This window comes from Pseudomonas sp. ENNP23, from assembly GCF_001728945.1.
Lineage (GTDB): Bacteria > Pseudomonadota > Gammaproteobacteria > Pseudomonadales > Pseudomonadaceae > Metapseudomonas > Metapseudomonas otitidis.
In genome coordinates this window covers 44,573-66,387 of the sequence record NZ_LYSP01000027.1, presented here as the reverse complement: position 1 = coordinate 66,387, position 21,815 = coordinate 44,573, and the positions used below count along the sequence as shown (strand labels likewise).

Genomic DNA, 21,815 nt, shown 5'->3' with positions numbered 1-21,815 from the left:
GGGTGGCCGACATGTCCAACACTCTCACTGTCAGCGTCTATCGCTACAACCCGGAGCGCGACAGCGCTCCGACCATGCAGGACTTCCAGGTTGATACCGGTGGCAGGGACATCATGGTTCTCGATGTCCTGGCCCTGATCAAGGAAAAGGACGAGGGTTTCTCCTACCGTCGTTCCTGCCGCGAAGGCGTCTGCGGTTCCGATGGCATGAACATCAACGGCAAGAATGGCCTGGCCTGCATCACCCCGCTTTCCGCAGCTGGGCTGAAGGGCGGCAAGCTGGTGATCCGCCCGTTGCCGGGGCTGCCGGTCATTCGTGACCTCGTTGTTGACATGAGCATCTTCTACAAGCAGTACGAGAAGGTGAAACCTTTCCTGCAGAACGATACGCCTGCTCCGGCGATCGAGCGTCTGCAGTCTCCGGAACAGCGCGAGAAGCTGGACGGTCTGTACGAGTGCATCCTGTGCGCTTGCTGCTCGACATCCTGCCCGTCGTTCTGGTGGAACCCCGACAAGTTCCTCGGTCCCGCTGCGTTGTTGCAGGCCTACCGTTTCCTGGCCGACAGCCGTGACACCAAGACCGAGGAGCGCCTGGCTGCTCTTGATGACCCGTTCAGCGTATTCCGCTGCCGCGGCATCATGAACTGCGTGAACGTTTGCCCCAAGGGTCTGAACCCCACCAAGGCAATCGGTCACGTACGCAACATGCTGCTGCAAAGCGGTACCTGATGCGCTACATGCTGTACCCGTAACACCTGCGGCGCCCTTCTGGGCGCCGCAGTACAACCAGGACCGACGCTCACAAAGCCGAAGTCCTTACTTGAAATGATATAGATGACCAGCAGGGGCAACCGGGCTGGTGCCCGGACTATCTGCGGGATCCTTAGTGGCTTTCATCCTGGTCGCCGTACCCGGAGGTGAGGCTGCGATGCCGATTCCACGCCGGTGGTGTCCCCTTACCGAGGGTGACCAAGCATGCAAGAAAGCGAAATGCAGCGCATGTGGAACAGCGCCCACCTATCCGGTGGCAACGCTGCATATGTGGAAGAGCTCTATGAGCTTTACCTGCACGATCCCAACGCTGTGCCAGAAGAGTGGCGCACCTACTTCCAGAAGTTGCCGTCCGACGGCAATGCAGCCACCGATGTATCGCATTCTACTGTTCGCGACCATTTCGTCCTGCTCGCCAAGAATCAGCGCCGTGCCCAGCCGGTTTCCGCTGGCAGCGTCAGCTCCGAGCACGAGAAGAAGCAGGTTGAAGTCCTGCGCCTGATCCAGGCCTTCCGCATGCGCGGCCATCAGGCGTCCCAGCTCGACCCCCTTGGCCTCTGGCAGCGCAAGGCCCCGGCCGATCTGGCGATCAATCACTACGGCCTGACCGATGCCGATCTCGACACCACCTTCCGTACCGGTGAACTCTACATCGGCAAGGAAGAGGCAACTCTGCGCGAGATCCACCAGGCCCTGCAGCAAACCTATTGCAGCACCTTCGGCGCCGAGTTCACCCATATCGTCGATTCCGAGCAGCGCAAGTGGTTCCAGCAGCGTCTGGAAAGTGTGCGTGGCCGTCCGTCCTTCTCCCCTGAGGTCAAGAGCCACCTGCTCGAGCGACTGACTGCGGCAGAAGGTCTGGAGAAGTACCTGGGCACCAAATACCCGGGTACCAAGCGTTTCGGCCTGGAAGGTGGTGAAAGCCTGATCCCGATGCTGGACGAGATCATCCAGCGTTCCGGCGCATACGGCACCCAGGAGATCGTCATCGGCATGGCCCACCGTGGCCGCCTGAACGTACTGGTCAACACCTTCGGCAAGAACCCGCGCGACCTCTTCGACGAGTTCGAAGGCAAGAAAGTCGAAGGTTTGTCCTCCGGTGACGTGAAGTACCACCAAGGCTTCTCCTCCAACGTCATGACCGCCGGTGGCGAAGTACACCTGGCCCTGGCGTTCAACCCGTCTCACCTGGAAATCGTTTCCCCGGTGGTGGAAGGTTCCGTTCGCGCTCGCCAGGACCGTCGCAATGACAAGACTGGCGACAAGGTGCTGCCGATCTCCATCCATGGCGACGCTGCCTTCGCAGGCCAGGGCGTGGTCATGGAAACCTTCCAGATGTCGCAGACCCGTGGTTACCGCACCGGCGGTACGGTTCACATCGTCATCAACAACCAGGTAGGTTTCACCACCAGCCGTCAGGAGGATGCGCGTTCCACCGAGTACGCCACCGACGTCGCGAAGATGATTCAGGCGCCGATCTTCCACGTGAACGGTGATGACCCTGAGGCCGTCCTGTTTGTGACCCAACTGGCTGTTGACTACCGCATGCAGTTCAAGCGTGACGTGGTGATCGACCTGGTCTGCTACCGTCGCCGCGGCCACAACGAGGCCGACGAGCCGTCTGGCACCCAGCCGCTGATGTACCAGCAGATCGCCAAGCAGCGCACCACCCGTGAGCTGTATGCCGATGCCTTGATCCAGGGCGGCGTGCTCGATGCCGAGCGCATCCAGGCCAAGATGGACGAGTACCGCACTGCGCTGGACAACGGCCAGCACGTGGTCAAGAGCCTGGTTAAGGAGCCCAACAAGGAGCTGTTCGTCGATTGGCGTCCGTACCTGGGCCATGCCTGGACCGCGCGTCACGACACCCGTTTCGACCTGAAGACCCTGCAGGAACTCTCCGCCAAGCTGCTGGAGATCCCGGAAGGTTTCGTCGTCCAGCGTCAGGTCTCGAAGATCCTCGAAGACCGCCAGAAGATGGGCGCCGGCGGCCTGCCGATCAACTGGGGCTACGCCGAGACAATGGCCTACGCCACCCTGCTGTTCGAAGGCCACCCGGTTCGCATCACTGGCCAGGACGTGGGGCGCGGCACCTTCTCGCACCGCCACGCGGCGCTGCACAACCAGAAGGACGCCAGCACCTACCTGCCGCTGCAGAACTTGTTCGACGGCCAGCCGAGCTTCGAACTGTACGATTCCTACCTCTCCGAGGAAGCAGTACTGGCGTTCGAATACGGTTACTCCACCACCACGCCCAACGCGCTGGTGATCTGGGAAGCCCAGTTTGGTGACTTCGCCAACGGCGCCCAGGTGGTGATCGACCAGTTCATCACCAGCGGCGAGCACAAGTGGGGCCGTCTGTGCGGCCTGACCATGCTGCTGCCGCACGGCTACGAAGGTCAGGGCCCGGAGCACTCCTCCGCGCGTCTGGAGCGCTACCTGCAGCTGTGCGCCGAGCACAACATCCAGGTCTGCGTGCCTACCACGCCGGCTCAGGTCTACCACATGCTGCGCCGCCAGGTGATTCGCCCGCTGCGCAAGCCGCTGGTTGCCCTTACGCCCAAGTCGCTGCTGCGTCACAAGCTGGCCATCTCCACCCTGGAGGACCTGGCCGAAGGCTCCTTCCAGACCGTCATCGGCGAGATCGATCCGATCGACCCGAAGAAGGTCGAACGCCTCGTGCTCTGCAGCGGCAAGGTCTACTACGACCTGCTGGAGAAGCGTCGCACCGAAGGCCGCGAGGACATCGCGATCGTGCGTATCGAGCAGCTGTATCCGTTCCCGGAAGACGACCTGGCCGAGGTTCTGGCTGCCTACAAGAACCTCAAGCACATCGTCTGGTGCCAGGAAGAGCCCATGAACCAGGGCGCCTGGTACTGCAGCCAGCACCATATGCGTCGTGTGGCCAGCGCCCACAAGAAAGGCCTGTTCCTCGAGTACGCCGGGCGTGATGCCTCGGCTTCTCCGGCCTGTGGCTACGCCTCCATGCACGCTGAGCAGCAGGAAAAACTGCTGCAGGACGCCTTTACTGTTTAACGCCTTCGCGCAGAAAACCGAATCAGACAGGAAAAACACACAATGGCTATCGAGATCAAAGCCCCAACCTTCCCGGAATCGGTCGCCGACGGCACCGTAGCCACCTGGCACAAGAAGCCGGGCGACGCCGTCAAGCGTGACGAGCTGATCGTCGACATCGAGACCGACAAAGTCGTAATGGAAGTGCTGGCCGAGGCCGACGGCGTACTGGCAGAAATCGTCAAGAACGAGGGCGACACCGTCCTCAGTGGCGAGCTGCTGGGCAAACTGAACGAAGGCGGCGCTGCTGCTGCCGCCCCGGCCGCCCCGGCCGCCCCGGCCGCCGCTGCTGCCCCGGCTCCGGCCGCTCAGGCTGCTGCCCCCGCTGCTGCTGGTGACGACGCCATCCTGTCCCCGGCCGCTCGCAAGCTGGCCGAGGAAAACGGCATCGACCCGAACAGCATCGCCGGCACCGGCAAAGGTGGCCGCGTGACCAAGGAAGACGTGGTCGCCGCTGTCGAGGCGAAGAAGAACGCCCCGGCTGCTCCGGCCGCCAAGCCGGCCGCTCCGGCCGCCGAGGCCCCGGTATTCGCTGCAGGCGACCGTGTCGAGAAGCGCGTCCCGATGACCCGCCTGCGTGCCAAGGTTGCCGAGCGTCTGGTTGAAGCCCAGTCCACCATGGCCATGCTGACCACCTTCAACGAAGTGGACATGACCGAAGTCATGGCCCTGCGTTCGAAGTACAAGGACCTGTTCGAGAAGACCCACAACGGCGTTCGCCTGGGCTTCATGTCCTTCTTCGTCAAGGCTTCCGTCGAAGCGCTGAAGCGCTTCCCGGCTGTCAACGCTTCCATCGACGGCAATGACATCGTCTACCACGGCTACCAGGACATCGGCGTCGCCGTTTCCAGCGACCGTGGCCTGGTGGTACCGGTCCTGCGCAACGCCGAGCTGATGAGCCTGGCCGAAGTCGAGAACGGCATCGCCACCTTTGGCAAGAAGGCGCGCGAGGGCAAGCTGTCCATCGACGAGATGACCGGTGGCACCTTCACCATCACCAACGGCGGCACCTTCGGTTCGATGATGTCGACCCCGATCGTCAACCCGCCGCAGGCCGCCATCCTCGGCATGCACAACATCATCCAGCGCCCCATGGCGATCAATGGCCAGGTTGTGATCCGGCCGATGATGTACCTGGCTCTGTCCTACGATCACCGTCTGATCGATGGCAAGGAAGCCGTCAGCTTCCTGGTAACCATCAAGAACCTGCTGGAAGACCCGGCTCGTCTGCTGCTGGACATCTGATCGGCGATCTCTCCAAACGGCGGCCCCGCAAGGGGCCGTCCGGTTTCATACGAGAAGGAATGAGTTATGACCCAGAAATTCGACGTGGTAGTGATTGGTGCGGGCCCTGGCGGTTACGTGGCAGCCATCAAGGCGGCCCAGCTCGGCCTGAAAACCGCCTGCATCGAGAAGTACCAGGGTAAGGACGGCAAGACCGCACTGGGCGGCACTTGCCTGAACGTCGGCTGCATCCCGTCGAAGGCGCTGCTGGACAGCTCGTACAAGTACCACGAGGCCCATGAGGCCTTCAAAGTGCACGGTATCGAAGCCAAGGGCGTTTCCATCGACGTGCCGACCATGGTTGGCCGCAAGGACACCATCGTCAAGAACCTGACCGGCGGCGTCAGCACCCTGTTCAAGGCCAATGGCGTCACCCTGCTGGAAGGCCACGGCAAGCTGCTGGCCAACAAGCAGGTCGAAGTTACCGGTCTGGACGGCAAGGTCCAGGTCGTCGAGGCCGAGAACGTCATCCTCGCCTCCGGCTCCAAGCCGGTCGAGATTCCTCCGGCCCCGGTTGATCAGGACGTCATTGTCGACTCCACCGGCGCACTGGACTTCCAGTCCGTTCCGAAGAAGCTGGGCGTGATCGGTGCCGGCGTTATCGGCCTGGAGCTGGGTTCCGTCTGGGCCCGCCTGGGTGCTGAAGTGACTGTCATCGAAGCCCTGGACAAGTTCCTGCCGGCTGCTGACGAGCAGATCGCCAAAGAAGCCCTGAAGATCCTCACCAAGCAGGGCCTGAAGATTCGCCTGGGCGCCCGCGTGACCGGCACTGAGGTGAAGAAGAAGCAGGTCACTGTCAGCTTCACCGACGCCAATGGCGAGCAGAAGGAAGTCTTCGACAAGCTGATCGTCGCGGTCGGCCGTCGCCCGGTGACCACCGACCTGCTGGCCACTGACAGCGGTGTCACCCTCGACGAGCGTGGCTACATCTACGTCGACGACCACTGCAAGACCAGCGTCCCGGGCGTCTACGCCATCGGTGATGTGGTACGTGGCGCCATGCTGGCTCACAAGGCCTCGGAAGAGGGCATCATGGTTGCCGAGCGCATCGCAGGCCACAAGGCCCAGATGAACTACGACCTGATCCCGTCCGTGATCTACACCCATCCGGAAATCGCATGGGTCGGCAAGACCGAGCAGTCCCTGAAAGCCGAAGGTGTCGAAATCAACGTCGGTACCTTCCCCTTCGCCGCCAGCGGCCGTGCCATGGCAGCCAATGACACTGCCGGCCTGGTGAAGGTCATCGCCGATGCCAAGACCGACCGCGTTCTGGGCGTCCATGTAATTGGCCCGAGCGCTGCCGAGCTGGTCCAGCAAGGCGCCATCGGTATGGAGTTCGGCACCAGTGCCGAGGATCTGGGCATGATGGTCTTCTCGCACCCGACCCTGTCCGAAGCGCTCCACGAAGCGGCCCTGGCCGTCAACGGCCACGCGATCCACATCGCCAACCGCAAGAAGCGCTGAGCACTATCCCCGGGGAGGGCGCGCGCGACCTTCCCGGGGCAGCAGAACCACGGTGGGCAGCCCGTCGTGAACGCCTCGGGTGTTCGCCGCGGAACGCTCGCCGGACTGCCCCAGGGCAGTCACAGGTGGCGCGGCACCACGAATGCAGCGCCGAATGCGCAATACCCAAACGAAGACGGTAGACAAGCATGAATCTCCACGAATATCAGGGTAAGCAGCTGTTCGCTGAATACGGCCTGCCCGTATCCAAGGGCTTTGCCGTAGACACCCCGGAAGAAGCCGCTGAAGCCTGCGACAAGATCGGTGGCAGCGAATGGGTCGTTAAGGCCCAGGTCCACGCCGGTGGCCGCGGCAAAGCGGGCGGTGTGAAGCTGGTCAAGAGCAAGGAAGACGCCAAGGCCTTCGCCGCCAACTGGCTGGGCAAGCGCCTGGTGACCTACCAGACTGACGCCAATGGTCAGCCGGTCAGCAAGATCCTGGTCGAGTCCTGCACCGATATCGCCAAGGAACTGTACCTGGGCGCCGTGGTAGACCGTTCCAGCCGCCGCATCGTGTTCATGGCCTCCACCGAAGGTGGCGTGGACATCGAGAAAGTAGCCCACGAGACTCCCGAGAAGATCCTCAAGGCCACCATCGATCCGCTGGTTGGTGCTCAGCCCTACCAGGGCCGCGAGCTGGCCTTCCAACTGGGTCTGCAAGGCGACCAGATCAAGCAGTTCACCCACATCTTCGTGAACCTGGCCAAGCTGTTCCAGGACTACGACCTGGCCCTGCTGGAAGTGAACCCGCTGGTCATCAAGGCCGACGGCAACCTGCACTGCCTGGACGCCAAGATCAACATCGACAGCAACGCCATGTACCGTCAGCCCAAGCTGCGCGCCATGCACGACCCGTCCCAGGACGACGCTCGTGAAGCCCATGCGCAGAAGTGGGAGCTGAACTACGTTGCGCTGGAAGGCAACATCGGTTGCATGGTCAACGGTGCTGGCCTGGCCATGGGCACCATGGACATCGTCAACCTGCACGGTGGCAAGCCTGCCAACTTCCTCGACGTCGGTGGCGGCGCCACCAAAGAGCGCGTCACCGAGGCCTTCAAGATCATCCTGTCCGACAGCAACGTCGCTGCCGTACTGGTGAACATCTTCGGCGGTATTGTTCGTTGCGACATGATTGCCGAAGGCATCATCGGTGCAGTGAAGGAAGTCGGCGTGAAGATCCCGGTGGTCGTCCGTCTGGAAGGCAACAACGCCGAGCTCGGCGCCAAGGTACTGGCCGAGAGCGGTCTGAACATCATCGCGGCGACCAGCCTGACCGACGCTGCCCAGCAGGTCGTCAAGGCCGCGGAGGGTAAGTAATGAGCGTCCTGATCAATAAAGACACCAAAGTAATCTGCCAGGGCTTCACCGGCTCGCAGGGTACCTTCCACTCCGAACAAGCCATCGCCTACGGCACCAAGATGGTTGGCGGCGTGACCCCCGGCAAGGGCGGCACCACCCACCTCGGCCTGCCGGTGTTCAACACCGTCAAGGAAGCCGTGGAAGCCACCGGCGCCGATGCTTCGGTGATCTACGTTCCGGCCCCGTTCTGCAAGGACTCCATCCTTGAAGCAGCCTTCGGCGGCATCAAGCTGATCGTCTGCATCACCGAAGGCATCCCTACCATCGACATGCTGGAAGCCAAGGTGAAGTGCGACGAGCTGGGTGTACGCCTGATCGGCCCGAACTGCCCCGGCGTGATCACCCCCGGCGAGTGCAAGATCGGCATCATGCCCGGTCACATCCACCTGCCGGGCAAGGTCGGCATCGTGTCCCGCTCGGGCACCCTGACCTATGAAGCCGTGAAGCAGACCACCGACGCCGGCTTCGGCCAGTCCACCTGCGTGGGCATCGGTGGCGACCCGATCCCGGGCTCCAACTTCATCGACATCCTGAAGCTGTTCCAGGAAGACCCGAAGACCGAAGCGATCGTCATGATCGGCGAGATCGGCGGTTCCGCTGAAGAAGAAGCCGCTGCCTACATCAAGGCCAACGTGACCAAGCCGGTGGTGTCCTACATCGCCGGTGTCACCGCACCGCCCGGCAAGCGCATGGGCCACGCCGGCGCCATCATCTCCGGTGGCAAGGGCACTGCGGACGAGAAGTTCGCTGCCCTGCAGGACGCCGGTGTGAAGACCGTGCGTTCCCTGGCTGACATCGGCAAGGCCCTGGCCGAGCTGACCGGCTGGGAAGTCAAGAACGCCTGAGCGTGATTGACTGATGGCGAAGGCCACCTTCGGGTGGCCTTCGTTTTTTCTGTCGCAATGTAGCCATGGCGACAACCGATTACAGCAAGCCGACAGCCTGACCTGCATCAGTGCCGCAAATCTGTCGGATTCGCTAGGCTTGCGACCTTCCTGCGCATGAACCCCAAAAGGGGGAGGGCGCGCATTAGTAGTGGTTTGCCCCAAACGGGCGGATGACGGTTCCCCTCACCCAAAGGGAAGCCCCCTCGGAACAATGAATTTCGACTCGTGGTATCCCTCTCTATGACTCGTTTGAAAGGCTCGGACCTCCTGGCCCTCGGCTTCATGACCTTTGCGCTCTTCCTGGGCGCGGGCAACATCATCTTTCCCCCCAGCGCCGGCATGGCGGCAGGCGAGAACGTCTGGTTCGCTGCGATGGGCTTTCTGCTGACCGGCGTCGGCCTGCCCCTGCTGACCGTCATTGCCCTGGCGCGGGTAGGCGGTGGCATGGATCGCCTGACCTCGCCTCTGGGCAAGGTGGCGGGGCTTCTGCTGGCCATCGCCGTGTACCTGGCCATAGGGCCCCTGTTCGCGACGCCGCGCACCACCGTCGTCTCTTTCGAAATGGGAATTGCCCCCTTTACCGGTGACAACCCCGCCGCGTTGGCCCTCTATTCGGTGGTTTATTTCGCCTTCGCGTTGTTCCTCGCTCTCAACCCCGGGCGGCTGGTGGACAACATCGGCAAGTTCATCACTCCCGTGCTGCTGTCTGCGCTTTTGGTCCTGGGGGCTGCCGCACTGTTCGTGCCAGCAGGCGAGATCGGTGGCAGCAACAGCGCCTACGCCAAGGCCCCCTTCGTCGAAGGCTTCCTGCAGGGTTACCTGACCATGGATACCCTGGGCGCATTGGTATTCGGCATCGTGATCGCCACGGCGATCCACGACCGTGGCATCACCGAACCGCGCCTCGTCACCCGTTACTCGGTGATTGCCGGCAGCATCGCTGCAATCGGCCTTTCCCTGGTCTACCTCACGCTGTTCTACCTCGGTGCTACCAGCCAGGGCATTGCCGGTGAGGCGCAGAACGGTGTTCAGATCCTCACGGCCTATGTGCAGCACACCTTCGGGACCGCCGGTAGCCTGCTGCTGGCGCTGGTCATCACCCTGGCGTGCCTCACCACGGCCGTTGGCCTGCTTACGGCCTGTGGCGAGTTCTTCAGCGGCTTCCTGCCGTTCTCCTACCGCACGGTGGTCATCATCCTGGGCGTCTTCAGTTTGGTCGTTGCTAACCAAGGCCTGACGGAACTGATCCGCCTCTCGGTGCCTGTCCTCGTAGGGCTTTATCCCCTGGCCATCGTGCTGGTTGCCCTGAGCCTGGCGTCGAGCCTGTGGGTCGACGCCCGTCGTGTCTTCATCCCCACCATGGCCGTCGCCCTGGTGTTCGGTGTGCTGGATGGCATCGGTGCGGCCGGCTTCAAGAGTTGGATACCTGGTTTCGTCGCGCAACTGCCGCTCGCAGATCAGAGCCTTGGCTGGTTGCTGCCGGTGCTGGCAGTCCTGGTGGTCGCCGCTGTGCTGGATCGACTGCTGGGGGCCAAGGCACCGCAAGTCGCCTGAGGTTCGTAGCCAAAAGACCGCCCACCGGGCGGTCTTTTCGTTTCCGGGGGCTTCAGAGCTTTCCCTCACAACCTCGCAATGAGGTGCGCTCGAAGCGCTCCGGCAGCCAGTTGGTGCGTTTCAGGGGCGGGCTCTCGAGTCCCTGGCGGGTGTCTCGCTCGTTACTGCCCTGTCGGGCAATCTCTTGGCGCGTCTCCAGGTTCTGGGCCATCGCGTCTGCCGAGCCGTGGGCATGGCCGAGCAACGTAAAGCCGTTGGTCATCAATGCCAGTGCCGCCAGTGTGAGCAGGCGGCGCCTTGAGCGGTGCTGTTTCATGGCCACCTCAGCTGCGCCTTGCCGGGTTCGACAGGGGATGCGGATCGCTCAGCAACCGAGTTGGAACGGCCTGTGCCAGGCGTTCTCCCCAGCCATCAACGGTCGCGCGTGGCTGAAGCTGTCGCTCAGCACCAGGACGATGGTCACCACGATGGTGTAGAGGCCCAGGCTGGCCAGCGCGCCATTACGTGCGTAAGTGAGCGGGGAGGGGGTCATGGCTGCGATCCGTCATCGGGTTGGGGGGGCCAGAGTCGATAATGCGGATTCGATGGAAAAACGCTCCCTGAGTATTTCAACTATCGATATGGCCGATATCACTGCCGCGAGCGTCAAATTTTATTGACGATGCTGGCGCAGTCTCGTGCCTGCTCCGTCGTGTCAGGTTGCAATTTCCTTCCCGTATTTCAGGCGCTTCGGCAGCACGAGCAGGCCGGGCGAAGCGGCGCTATTTCAAAGCTCGGAGGCTTGTGTTAAATAAATCGCACACAAAGGTGCCTTACCCAAGCTTCAGGACAATTTCATGCCCCTACGCATCTGCATTCTGGAAACCGACATCCTTCGCCCCGAACTCGTCGACGAGTACAAGGGCTACGGCAAGATGTTCGAACAGCTCTTTGCCAAGCAGCCCATCGATGCCGAATTCCTCACCTACAACGTGGTGGAAGGCCACTACCCGGCCGCCGGCGAACGCTTCGATGCCTACCTGGTCACCGGCAGCAAGGCCGACTCCTTCGGCGACGATCCCTGGATCCAGACCCTGCGCACTTACCTGCTGGAGCGTTACAAGGCCGGCGACAAGCTGCTCGGCATCTGCTTCGGCCACCAGTTGCTGGCCCTACTGCTGGGCGGCAAGACCGAGCGCGCCACCCAGGGCTGGGGCGTGGGTACCCATGCCTATCGCGTCGAGAAACAGCCGGAGTGGATGAGCCCGGCGCTGGACGAGCTGACCCTGCTGATCAGCCATCAGGACCAGGTCACCCGTCTGCCCGAGAACGCCACCCTCATCGCCTCCAGCGAGTTCTGCCCCAATGCTGCCTATGCCATTGGCGAGCAGGTGCTGTGCTTCCAGGGCCACCCGGAGTTCGTCCACGACTACTCCCGAGCCTTGCTCAACATCCGTCAGCAGGCGTTGGGCGAGCAGGTGTATGGCCAGGGCATCGCCAGCCTCGAGCGCGACCACCAGGGCACGGCAGTGGCCGAGTGGATGATGCGCTTCGTGGCCCACGGCCGCAGCGTCGCCTGATCCTCTTTTCGCGCACGCTCACGAACCGATGCCCGCACCAGCGGGCATCGGTTTTTTCATGCCTGGGAAAGGGCTAGAGCCAGCCGGAGCGCTTGAAGCTGGCGAACAGGGCCGTGCAGCCCGTGGCGATGAAGCCCAGCACGCCGAAGTAGCCGTAGTGCCAGGTCAGCTCCGGCATGTTCTGGAAGTTCATGCCGTAGATACCCGCCACGGCGGTGGGGAAGGCCAGGATCGCCGCCCAGGCGGCGAACTTGCGCTGCACCACGCTCTGGCGCGAGGACTCCAGCAGCAAGCCGATCTCGATGGCGTGGTCCGCCATTTCCCGCAGGCCGGTGAGATCCTCCAGCAGGCGACTCACGTGGATGGCGATGTCGCGGAAGTAAGGGCGCATGTTCTTGTCGATGAAGGGGAAGTCCAGGCGCTGCAGCTCCTGGCAGATCTCCGTCAGCGGGCCGATGTAGCGGCGCAGGCGTAGCAGGTCGCGGCGCAGCCCCTGGATGTGCACCACGTCGGCCTGGGTCAGTGGGCATTCCAGCACCCGCAGCTCCAGCGCTTCCAGGTCAGTGTGGTAGGTGTCGATCAGCGGCCGGTAGTTCTCGATCACGAAGGCCAGCAGCGCGTAGAGCACGAAGTCCTCGCCGTGTTCCAACAGCAGCGGGCGGGCCTCGCAGCGCTGACGGACCTGGGAGTAGGGGGCCGACTCGCCGTAGCGCGCGCTGATCACATAGCCGTTGCCGGCGAACAGTTGGGTTTCGATGAACACCAGCTGGCCGTTCTCCTTCACGGGGGAATAGAGCACCAGGAACAGCGCATCACCGAAGGTTTCCAGCTTGGGGCGGGTGTGGCGCTGCAGGGCGTCTTCCAGCGCCAGCTCGTGCAGGCCGAACTGGCGCTGGAGCGTGGTCAGTTCCTCGGGGCCTGGGTCATGCAGGCCGATCCAGACGAAGTGGCCGGGCTTTCTCGCCCATTCGAGCCCCTCGTCGAGGCTGATATTGGCAACGCGCTTGCCCTTGAAGTAGACAGCGGCGGCGACCACATGACCCATGTAAGTGTTCCCTGTGCGGCTGGAGAGTGGGGCGAGCTTAACCCGCCCGGCGCGCCAGTGGGGCCGCCACCTTGCCTGGGGCTGCGTGGGAGCAGCTCAGAGGGTGGCCAACTCGCGATCCATACCCTCGATGCAGTCGAGCATGCGCTGGCGGCATTCCTCCATCAGGGCCGGCATGTCGTCCAGGGTCAGGCCGGCCGTGGGGATGGCCGGCAGGGCGCGGATCAGCACTCGGCCACTGTTCCAGCGGTTCAGCCGCAAGTGGCGGACGTAGTTGCTGACGCACACCGGAATGATCGGCACCCCTGCGTTGATGGCCATCTGGAAGGCCCCGCGCTTGAACGGCAACAGGCGCTCGCCCTGATTGCGGGTGCCTTCGGGGAACACCCAGATGGAGGTGTCGCGATTGCGCAGCGTCTCAGTGGTGGTGATCATCGCGTCGCGGGCGCGGCGTGCGTTACCGCGGTCGATCAGCACATTGCCGGCCAGCCAGTAGAGCTGACCGAAGAAGGGAATCCACCTCAGGCTCTTCTTGCCGATGCTGACAGTGCGCGGCGGCACCACACGGCCCAGCACGTACAGGTCGTAGTTGGACTGGTGGTTGGCGATGATCACGCAGGGATGGTCCCGGGTCAGCGTGCTGACCTCGGCCTTGAGCTTCAGGCGCATGATGCACAGACCCGGCAGCCCGTAGAGACGGGCGCACAGGCGGCTGTTGTCCGGGTTGAACGGGCGGCACAGGCCCAGCAGCAGACCGGCGATGCCGGCGATGATGAAATGCACGCCCATCAGGACCATGCGCAGGAGAAAAAGCATCGGGCTCGCTCGATCAGGTAAAAGGCGCGCAGTGTACGGGTGTGCACTTTTGCCTGCAATCGCAGGCCATCAGCGCTGTTCCGCTCGCGCTGCTATCGGCTTCCCCGTGGCACGCTCGCTGTAGCGCTGCACCAACCGATCAACTGTCCCGTTGCTGATGATCGTTTCCAACGCAACATTGAAGCGTCCGATGAAATCAGCCCTGTACGGGTAAGCTTCCGTCTTCATTCTGGTATAGCCCAGATGACCATGCTCCTTGGAAAGGGTAGGGCCCTCGGTTATTTGCGAAGCCTCCTTTTCCTTGAGCACGCCGTCCCTGACCATGCCTTGCAGTTCCCAGAGAATCGATAGGCGATCGTTGATGTACACGTCCGTGCGCTTGTGTAGCAGCTTCATCAGGTTGGTGCGGTTGTCGCGGGCATAGGACTGATCGATTTCACCTGCCTCAACCATCTCGCGATAGCGGACACTGTCCACGGTCACGAAGCCACTGTTCAGCCCGACCCTCAGCCCCGCGTATGCAGCGGGAAAGTTCTCGAAGTTGCGCTTGCCCGCCAGACCCGGGCGGATGAAGACCGCCAGCCGCTCCTCGAGAATCGGGCTGGAGTACTCCATCCATGGGCGCTCCTCTGGTCGGTAGTAGGGAGGGTAGAGGGCGAAGGCGCTGCCTTTGGCGATCTCTGCCAACCCTCTGGGCCAGGGCACCGGTCGAATTTCGACGTGGTAGCCCGGCATCAGCAGGAACGCGCTGCGCAGGATATCGGTATACAGCCCTTTGGCCTCGCCGTTCTCTTCGTAGCTGTAGGGCGGGTATCCGGAGTCGCAGAGGATGGTGACCTTGATGGGGGCGGCCTCCGCGCGCCCCAGCAACAGGGCGCAGACGAAGGCGAGGCACGAGAGCATACGCATGGTGGCCTCCGGGGGTGTCGCGCCAGGCTCGGCGCGTGGTCAGATCCTGAAGCGGCTGAGCAGGCGATCCTGCTGGCCGACCTGGTCCACCATCACCGCGCATTGGCGCACCTGCTGCTCGGCGCCGCCGGCCACCTCGTGGCTGATGTCGCGGATATTGGTGGTGTTGCGGTTGATTTCTTCCGTGGTGGCGCTCTGTTCCTCAGCCGCCGTGGCGATCTGCAGATTCATGTCGTTGATGCGGTTGATGGCCTCGCGGATGCGCCCGAGCATGTTGTTGGCGGCGCCGGCATCCTCTGCTGTGCGGCTCGCGGTATCGCGACTCTGCTGCATGCGTTGCTCGGCCTGGCGCACGCCGGTTTGCAACTGATCGATCATCTGGCGGATTTCCTGGGTCGACTGCTGGGTGCGGGAGGCCAGGGAGCGCACCTCGTCCGCCACCACCGCGAAGCCTCGCCCGGATTCGCCCGCCCGCGCGGCCTCAATGGCGGCGTTGAGGGCCAGCAGGTTGGTCTGGTCGGCGATGCTGGTGATCACCGAAAGAATCGACTCGATGTTCTGGCTCAGCTTGGCCAGCTCGTTGATCGCCTGGCCGGTGTCCTCCATCTCGTCAGCCAACTGCTTGATGGCCTGGGTCGAGTGAGAGACCACCCCCACGCCATTCTCGGTTTCCTCGTTGGCTGCCAGCGCCGCCTGTGCGGCAGCCTGGGCATTGCGTGCTACTTCCTCGGCGGTGGAGGCCATTTCCTGCATGGCGGTGGCCAACTGGTCCAACTCCTGCAACTGCACCTGCAGGCGGTTGGCAGCCTGTTCGGCTTCGTGGGAGGTGAGCTGGGTACTGCCGCGCACCTGGCGGGAGCTGCTCATCACGTCGGCGATCAGTGTCTGCAGGTTCTGCAGGAAGCCATTGAACTCGCGGGACAGCACGGAAATCTCGTCATTGCCCTCAGCCGGCAGGCGTCGGGTCAAATCGCCCTCACCGCTGTTGATCTCGCGCAGCGAGTCGGCCAGCCCATCCAGCGGGCGCAGCAGGTTCTTCACCAGCAGGCTGAGTACCACCAGGCTTATCACCACCCCCAGCACGGTGCCGATCACCGCCCGCCAGCTCAGGGCATTGGCCTCTGCCATTACCTTGTCCTGGTCCAGGACCACGCCGATGTACCAGTCCATCCCCTTGAGGTTGGGCAGCGGTGTGAACGAGACGAGCAACTTCCTGTCACCGGCTTCCACCTCCTGCAGTTCCTTGCGCAACGCCGGGCTCTTGCCGTCGAACAGTTCGCTGTAGGACTTGCCGTTCAGCTTGGTGTCCGGGTGGGAAATGATGTTGCCGTTGCGGCTCAGCAGAAAGGCATAGCCGGCGCCGTTGAAATCCAGGGTGTTGACGGCATCGGCCACGCTCTTCAGGCGGATGTCACCGCCCATTACGCCGAGGAACTTGCCGGCATCGGTGATGCGCGTCACGGCGGAGATGAGGATCTCTCCTGTGGTGGAGTCGGTGTAGGGCTCGGTGAGCACGGCCTGGCTGCCGCTCTTGCCGACTGCGTACCAGGGGCGCTGGCGACCGTCCCAGTCTGGCTTGGGCTGCCAGGATGCATCGTTCTTGATCGGCTTGCCGTCTGCCTCCAGCGCACCGAACACCAGAATGAATTCGTTGCGCAGCATGGGCGAGTCGAACACCCGTTGGGTCTGCTCGGGGCTGTACTGGCTGTCGATGTTCTGTGCCATGAGATCCATCAGGCGGAGCTTGGCATTGAGCCAGTTCTCGATCTGCCTGGCCAATGCGTTGCTGCTTTCGGAGAGGCTGGATTCAGTCTGGGAGCGGAGCGTCTCGCGGACCTGGCTCACCTGGGAAAGGGACAGCAGCGCTGTGGTCAGGAACAGCACGGCGGCTGCGGAAAGGCTGACCTTGTGGACGATTCTCATTCGGGACTCCCCAAGCGGATGAAAGGCTGGCGGCTACCGTCCCTGACTGCCCCACGTATTAAAAGTAATACAGCTTTTCCAACTGCACCCATCAACGTGCCATCACCCGTCGGAAAATGAGCGGTGCTCCGCCGCCCCCGCTCCATTTCGACGAGCTTTCCCGTCGGCATGAAAAAGCCCGGCGCAGGGCCGGGCTTCGGGGGGGGGCGGGGGGGAGGGGTTAGCCCAGGTGCTGCTTGTCCAGTTCAATGGCCTGGTCGAGGGTCTCCAGCAGCGCCTTGCGCACCTTCAGCTTGGTGTTGCGGTGGGCGGTCATGTTGATCTTCTTCAGTTGCTGCGCGGCCGCCAGGGCGGTCGGCAGCAAGGCTTCGGCGGGGACCACCTTGTCGAGGAAGCCAGCGTCCAGCGCGCCCTGCGGGTCGAACATCTCGCCGTTGATCACCGAGCGATGGAAGGCCGATTTACGCAGACGGTCGCGGGCCAGCTCAATGCCCACATGGTGCATGGTCATGCCAATCTGCACCTCGTTCAGCCCGATATTGAAAGGACCCTCGACACCGATGCGGTAGTCCGCCGATAGCAGCAGGAAGGCACCCTTGGCCACGGCATGGCCGGGGCAGGCCACGATGATGGGGTAGGGGTGAGCCAGCATGCGGCGTGCCAGGGTGGAACCGGCGGCAACCAGGTTCACCGCGTTCTGCGGGCCGGAGGTCATCACCTTCAGGTCGTAGCCGCCGGAAAGGATGCCCGGCTGGCCGGTGAGGATGACGATGGCGCGGTCCTGCTCAGCGCGGTCCAGCGCGGCATTGAAGGCGGCGATCACATCCGGGGAAATGGCATTCACCTTGCCGTTGGAGAGGGTCAGGGTGGCGATGCCGTCTTCGAGTTGGTAGGAGATCAGCTCACTCATGGCGGGAGTCCTTGTTGTGGAATGCGGCAGACGTTACCCACGGGCAGTGGGCAGGTAAAGCGCTTTGGCTGACTGGCAAGTCAGCCACCATGCGGGCTTCAGCGCATCCGCGAGGTTTTCTATCAGGGCGATACCCAAGACCAATTGGCCCCTGGCGCGCCCCTTCCCTAGGGTGCCAGCGTTCCCCATTCCAGGAGGTCCCATGGACAAGTGGATCAATCGCGCTGCCATCATTCTCGCGCTCGTTCTGCTCGGTGGTTCCGTGCTGCTCGCCCAGAGCGCCACCCTGAAAAGCCCCTTGGGTGTGCTGCTGCTGTTTGTGCTCGGCGTTGTGGTCTCGTTCGGCTTCGTGTTCTTCGGCAGCCTCAAATTCGATGACGCCCCGCCCCGTGCTGATGCCGAATCCGGACGTCGGCCATAAGCGCATGAAAATTCTCAAAAAAATATTTGCATTCCGGAAAACACTCCACTAAATTAGCGCACCTCGACGGGGCCAACGCCTCAGCGAGATCCCGGTGAGGTGTCCGAGCGGTTGAAGGAGCACGCCTGGAAAGTGTGTATACGGGAAACCGTATCGAGGGTTCGAATCCCTCCCTCACCGCCACTTTCCGATACAAGCAAACCCCTGATATTCCTAGTGAAGTCAGGGTTTTTTGCTTTTTGGTGTGCGCACCGTATTTGCCGGGCTTCACCTGCATAGCCCGGCCTTCTCGTCCATTCCAGGTCGGCGCTCTGCTGTTCCGTCCATCCCAGTGCTTACTGTCCCTGTGCTCCCGACCCCTTTGCTGCGAGCATGCGTGCCCCGATCCAGTCTTGTGAGTAGGACCATGCAAGACCTGTCTGCCCAGTTCCCCGAGTTCCTGCTGCCTCGCTGCACGCTGCGACGGATTCATCCTCGTGACGTCGGGGCGATCTTCGCCGGGTTGTCCCACCCCCAGGTGATCGCCCACTACGGCGTGTCCTACGACAGCCTGGAGGCGACGGACGAGCAGATGCGCTGGTACGACTCGCTCCTTGAGGAGCGCCAGGGCATCTGGTGGGGCATCGCCTTGCCGGGGCGGGACGAATTGGTGGGCGCCTGCGGTTTCAATGACTGGTCCCACGCCGACCGCAGCCTCGACATCGGTTACTGGCTGATGCCGGAGCACTGGGGCCAGGGCCTGATGCAAGCCTGCCTGCCGACCATCCTCCGCTTCGCCCTCGTCACCCTCGGCGTGCACCGCATCCACGCCGACGTCGAGCCCGAGAACCCCGCCAGCGCCTGTTTGCTGGAGCGGCTCGGCTTCGTGCTCGAGGGGACCTTGCGGGACGTGGAGTGCAAGGACGGTCGTTTTCTCAGCCTGCACCAGTACAGCCTGCTCGCCACCGACCCTGCGGGGCGTGTACTGCTGGATTCATCGCACGGCCACTGACACTCAGCGGGGCATGACGCCTCCACAAGGCTGGCCAGTCCTGCGCCCAGCAGCAGCCATGGGCGAAGCTGGGGATCTCCATTACCTGCGACAGCTTCCCGGTGGGGCTGCTCGCCCGCAAGCGTTGTGCCGGTTCGGCGGGGCCGATCAGGTGGACCTGGTGTAGCGCCCGCAGTTCGGTGCGGTGTGCCGCGCCGGGGTTTCCGAGGCGGTGGGACACAGTCGCCGCGCATAGCGACGGCACCCGTCACGCTATGCCAACCGGCTCACGCTTGGCAGCAGGCCGGTATCCGTACCAGGGGGAGAGTGCTCCCGGCTGGAACCGGGAGCGGAGGGGGTCAGAGCGGTTGGATGGTGCCGAGGCGGTCGTTGATGATGTAGGTGCGGTTGGCGCTGTCGACCACGGTGATCTCGGCGCCAGCCACGCCATCGCGATCCGCCACCGCGTAGATGGCGTAGGTGCCCGATACCGGATAGTCCTTGGCCTGCCCGGTGCGCTGATGCACCACGCGCACCTTGCCTGGCAGCACCAGGATGACTTCCTGGCCGGGCTGCCCATCGGTGTCGGCGAATGCGCCGTGGACGCTCCAGTTGGAGCCGGTACCGCCGGCATAGGTGCTCAGCACGGCACCTTGCACACCGCCACTGACGACCAGCAGGTTGCTGGAGGAACGCGCCACCAGCTCGTTGCCGACCACGCCATTCAGGTCTGCCGCGCCGATCACGCTGGTCATCCCGTCGGTGGGGAACTCGCGACCGCTCTGCAGGTTGTAGTCGTACAAGCGCAGGCTGTTGCCGGCGGTGTAAGCGAGGGTGGCGTACGGCATGCCCGCCAGGGTGTAGGCGCCCTGGTACTGCCAGGTGCCGCTGATGCCATCGGTGACAGCGCGTTGGGTGCGGTGGGTGTCGGAGATGAGCACCAGAGCATTGCCGGTGCGGACGATCACCTCCTGGCCCGGCGTCCCGTCCAGTTGCGCGGTGCCGGCCACGTCGAACAGCACGTTGCCCAGGGTGTAGCGGTTCTGGGTGTTGTTCGGGTGGTTGATGATCACCACGTCCGGGCCGGCCTTGACGATCAGTTCGGCTCCGGGCTGGTTATCGGTGTTGGCTGCTGCCGCAAGGTTCCAGGTGACGTTGCCGAAGCTGTAGCTGCGCTCCAGGGCGCCACTGGCATTGCGCACTTCCAGCACACCGGTGCCCCGGTACACATTCTCCAGGGTGCCGTCGCCATTGAGGTCCCAGCGGCCAATCAGTTCTGCTGCACAGGCGTGGCCAATCAGTGCCTGGCTGCCCACCAGCCCGAGTCCCGCCAGCAGTCGTTTTGCATGTGTATTCATCGTTCGTTCCTTGTCCTTGATGATTCGGTCAGCTTCTGCTGACCGGCCACCAGCGAAGCACAGGCCGATGCTCTGCGAAATGCTGGCCCTCCGATTTCGCCAACTGGGACGCAGTCGAAAGTGTCGCAGGGCTCAAGACCGCACACTCCAGGCCCGGACCCGCTCATAAGGACATGCATGAAACCGCTCTTCGCCCTCGCTCTTTTGCTGGCGTGCGCCGCCGCCCAGGCCAGCCCCCAACCCTTGCCCGTCGACAGCCAGTGGAACGGCCAGACCCACGCCCAGCGCGCCGCTGCCTGGTGGCAGTGGGCGGTGGCTCAGCCTGCACACCTGGACCCGCTGCGCGATACCACCGGTGCCCATTGTGCCCAGGGCCAGCAGGGGGACCCGTTCTTCCTCGCCGGTGGCTACGGCTCCAGCCATATCCAGCGCACCTGCGACGTGCCGGCCGGCAAGCACCTGTTCTTCCCGGTGATCAACATGGTCTTCTGGCGCGCGCGCCCGGATATGCCGCTGAGCTGCGAGCAGGTACGCCAGGGCGCGGCGTTGAACAACGACACGGCACTGGAGCTGTTCGTCGAGCTGGACGGCCAGCCGCTGGATAACCCAGCCCAGTACCGCGTGGCCACCCAGGACTGCTTCGACCTCTACGCGCGCTTGCCGGCCGACGCACCGAAGCGTTTCGGTTACCCGGCAGCCACCGATGGCTATTGGATTCTCCTGCCGCCTTTGCCAGCAGGTAGCCACAGCCTCAAGTTCGGCGGGCGCTACAACCGTTCTGGTGCTGCCTATGGCAAGACGGTCCAGGACATCGAGTACCGCCTGGAGGTACGCTGAGCCGCCCAAGCGGGAAGCGGTCGGGATGCCGCCCGTCGTCCGACCGGTGGCTTCCATCCATACTCCCCGGCAGAGCTGCGCGCTGGGCGCTACCCTGAACACCGATGCAGTAGTGTGTACAAGCCAAGCCGTGGCCGGTCCCTCGTGGCCCGGCCACACCCGGAGCCCGCGTCCGTGGGCACGGGTGGGGCGGTGCCGCCAGGCGCCGCAGGTCGAGTCCCTCGACCCCAGCGTCACACTCATCCATCGCCAGAGAGGAGGTCTTGAACATGAGCACCACCTTCCACGATGACGTCAGCAGCAATGTCTTGCGCCGTATGAAAGAGGGCGGTTTCGATTTCGCCCGCGTTCACCCCATCGAGTTCTACGCCATCTTCCCCGATGAGGACCGGGCCCGGATGGCCGCACGCAACTTCCGTGGTGAATCGCTCAACGCCCAGGTCTCCCCACGGGATGACGGGGCCTGGCACCTGCAGGTGAGCAAGGTGATGTACGCCACCCACGCCGGCATCGGCGACTTCGAGCATGACCTGGAGGAACTGGTGGTTCCCCTGGGAGGAGTCCTCGACGGCTGGGGTGTCACCCAGGAGGTCCCGGCGCAGCCGCGCTGAGTCCTGTTTCCTTGCCCATGCCGGC

The 21,815-nt window shown here is 63.4% G+C and carries 21 protein-coding genes, 1 tRNA gene and 1 pseudogene; 14 read left to right on the top strand and 9 right to left on the bottom strand.

Features of this window, described 5'->3' with window-relative positions; genetic code table 11:
• Window positions 1-11: 11 nt before the first annotated feature.
• The 7 genes from A9G05_RS16175 (at window position 12) to brnQ (ending at window position 10,431) form a co-directional block, all read left to right on the top strand.
• A complete protein-coding gene (locus tag A9G05_RS16175; protein WP_069561948.1) occupies window positions 12-728 on the top strand; it encodes a succinate dehydrogenase iron-sulfur subunit in 717 nt (238 codons plus the stop codon).
• A 246-nt stretch (window positions 729-974) separates the two neighbouring features.
• A complete protein-coding gene (locus A9G05_RS16170) occupies window positions 975-3,806 on the top strand; it encodes a 2-oxoglutarate dehydrogenase E1 component (protein WP_069561947.1) in 2,832 nt (943 codons plus the stop codon).
• A gap of 42 nt (window positions 3,807-3,848) precedes the next feature.
• On the top strand, window positions 3,849-5,090 hold the full coding sequence (gene odhB, locus A9G05_RS16165) for a 2-oxoglutarate dehydrogenase complex dihydrolipoyllysine-residue succinyltransferase (RefSeq protein WP_069561946.1): 1,242 nt from the start codon (window positions 3,849-3,851) through the stop codon (window positions 5,088-5,090).
• A 66-nt stretch (window positions 5,091-5,156) separates the two neighbouring features.
• Window positions 5,157-6,593, top strand: coding sequence for a dihydrolipoyl dehydrogenase (gene lpdA / locus A9G05_RS16160; RefSeq protein ID WP_069561945.1), 1,437 nt, complete (start codon window positions 5,157-5,159; stop codon window positions 6,591-6,593).
• 188 nt (window positions 6,594-6,781) lie between these two features.
• Window positions 6,782-7,948: an ADP-forming succinate--CoA ligase subunit beta gene (sucC, locus tag A9G05_RS16155; RefSeq protein ID WP_044400213.1), complete on the top strand. Its 1,167-nt coding sequence runs from the start codon at window positions 6,782-6,784 to the stop codon at window positions 7,946-7,948.
• Entirely contained in the window at window positions 7,948-8,835 is an 888-nt protein-coding gene (gene sucD, locus A9G05_RS16150) for a succinate--CoA ligase subunit alpha (RefSeq protein WP_044400216.1), read from the top strand. Before sucC ends, sucD begins: the two co-directional genes overlap by 1 nt.
• Before the next feature lie 282 nt (window positions 8,836-9,117).
• The gene (gene brnQ, locus A9G05_RS16145) at window positions 9,118-10,431 is read left to right on the top strand and encodes a branched-chain amino acid transport system II carrier protein (RefSeq protein WP_069561944.1); all 1,314 of its coding nucleotides are present in this window, start codon (window positions 9,118-9,120) and stop codon (window positions 10,429-10,431) included.
• A gap of 52 nt (window positions 10,432-10,483) precedes the next feature.
• On the opposite strand, the gene A9G05_RS16140 is transcribed toward brnQ, so the two are convergent.
• Both A9G05_RS16140 and A9G05_RS27675 read right to left on the bottom strand, forming a co-directional pair.
• A complete protein-coding gene (locus A9G05_RS16140) occupies window positions 10,484-10,747 on the bottom strand; it encodes a hypothetical protein (RefSeq protein ID WP_069561943.1) in 264 nt (87 codons plus the stop codon).
• A 48-nt stretch (window positions 10,748-10,795) separates the two neighbouring features.
• Window positions 10,796-10,963, bottom strand: a complete 168-nt coding sequence (locus A9G05_RS27675; protein WP_171902723.1) for a hypothetical protein — start codon at window positions 10,961-10,963, stop codon at window positions 10,796-10,798.
• Between A9G05_RS27675 and A9G05_RS28155 the strand changes: the two genes are divergently transcribed.
• Together A9G05_RS28155 and A9G05_RS16135 are read left to right on the top strand one after the other, a co-directional pair.
• The gene (locus A9G05_RS28155; RefSeq protein ID WP_256548433.1) at window positions 10,962-11,090 is read left to right on the top strand and encodes a hypothetical protein; all 129 of its coding nucleotides are present in this window, start codon (window positions 10,962-10,964) and stop codon (window positions 11,088-11,090) included. The two genes, A9G05_RS27675 and A9G05_RS28155, sit on opposite strands and share 2 nt — an antisense overlap.
• A gap of 177 nt (window positions 11,091-11,267) precedes the next feature.
• Entirely contained in the window at window positions 11,268-11,990 is a 723-nt protein-coding gene (locus A9G05_RS16135; protein ID WP_069561942.1) for an amidotransferase, read from the top strand.
• A gap of 73 nt (window positions 11,991-12,063) precedes the next feature.
• Here A9G05_RS16135 and A9G05_RS16130 read toward each other — a convergent pair whose 3' ends face one another.
• From A9G05_RS16130 to A9G05_RS16110, 6 genes and pseudogenes are all read right to left on the bottom strand, one after another.
• Complete coding sequence (locus A9G05_RS16130) at window positions 12,064-13,035, bottom strand: magnesium and cobalt transport protein CorA (protein ID WP_069561941.1); 972 nt, start codon at window positions 13,033-13,035, stop codon at window positions 12,064-12,066.
• 96 nt (window positions 13,036-13,131) lie between these two features.
• Window positions 13,132-13,851, bottom strand: a complete 720-nt coding sequence (locus A9G05_RS16125; protein WP_069561940.1) for a 1-acylglycerol-3-phosphate O-acyltransferase — start codon at window positions 13,849-13,851, stop codon at window positions 13,132-13,134.
• Window positions 13,852-13,920: 69 nt separating this feature from the next.
• On the bottom strand, window positions 13,921-14,760 hold the full coding sequence (locus A9G05_RS16120) for an ABC transporter substrate-binding protein (RefSeq protein ID WP_069561939.1): 840 nt from the start codon (window positions 14,758-14,760) through the stop codon (window positions 13,921-13,923).
• A 39-nt stretch (window positions 14,761-14,799) separates the two neighbouring features.
• The gene (locus A9G05_RS28500) at window positions 14,800-15,627 is read right to left on the bottom strand and encodes a methyl-accepting chemotaxis protein (protein ID WP_371850571.1); all 828 of its coding nucleotides are present in this window, start codon (window positions 15,625-15,627) and stop codon (window positions 14,800-14,802) included.
• A gap of 30 nt (window positions 15,628-15,657) precedes the next feature.
• Window positions 15,658-16,683: pseudogene (locus A9G05_RS28495) on the bottom strand (cache domain-containing protein); the annotation flags it as partial.
• Window positions 16,684-16,903: 220 nt separating this feature from the next.
• On the bottom strand, window positions 16,904-17,593 hold the full coding sequence (locus tag A9G05_RS16110; RefSeq protein WP_044400244.1) for a crotonase/enoyl-CoA hydratase family protein: 690 nt from the start codon (window positions 17,591-17,593) through the stop codon (window positions 16,904-16,906).
• 202 nt (window positions 17,594-17,795) lie between these two features.
• Here A9G05_RS16110 and A9G05_RS16105 point away from each other — a divergent pair, with 202 nt between their 5' ends.
• The 3 genes from A9G05_RS16105 to A9G05_RS16095 all read left to right on the top strand — a co-directional run bounded on the left by A9G05_RS16105 (window position 17,796) and on the right by A9G05_RS16095 (window position 19,005).
• Window positions 17,796-18,014, top strand: coding sequence for a hypothetical protein (locus A9G05_RS16105; protein WP_069561937.1), 219 nt, complete (start codon window positions 17,796-17,798; stop codon window positions 18,012-18,014).
• 93 nt (window positions 18,015-18,107) lie between these two features.
• Window positions 18,108-18,197 (top strand) — tRNA-Ser (locus A9G05_RS16100).
• 223 nt (window positions 18,198-18,420) lie between these two features.
• Window positions 18,421-19,005, top strand: coding sequence for a GNAT family N-acetyltransferase (locus A9G05_RS16095; RefSeq protein WP_069561936.1), 585 nt, complete (start codon window positions 18,421-18,423; stop codon window positions 19,003-19,005).
• 338 nt (window positions 19,006-19,343) lie between these two features.
• On the opposite strand, the gene A9G05_RS16090 is transcribed toward A9G05_RS16095, so the two are convergent.
• Entirely contained in the window at window positions 19,344-20,342 is a 999-nt protein-coding gene (locus tag A9G05_RS16090; RefSeq protein WP_069561935.1) for a hypothetical protein, read from the bottom strand.
• 177 nt (window positions 20,343-20,519) lie between these two features.
• Here A9G05_RS16090 and A9G05_RS16085 point away from each other — a divergent pair, with 177 nt between their 5' ends.
• Together A9G05_RS16085 and A9G05_RS16080 are read left to right on the top strand one after the other, a co-directional pair.
• Window positions 20,520-21,179: a hypothetical protein gene (locus tag A9G05_RS16085; protein ID WP_069561934.1), complete on the top strand. Its 660-nt coding sequence runs from the start codon at window positions 20,520-20,522 to the stop codon at window positions 21,177-21,179.
• A gap of 269 nt (window positions 21,180-21,448) precedes the next feature.
• Window positions 21,449-21,790 carry a ribonuclease E inhibitor RraB gene (locus A9G05_RS16080; RefSeq protein ID WP_069561933.1) on the top strand — a complete coding sequence of 114 codons (342 nt, stop codon included), beginning with the start codon at window positions 21,449-21,451 and terminating at the stop codon, window positions 21,788-21,790.
• Window positions 21,791-21,815 lie beyond the last annotated feature (25 nt).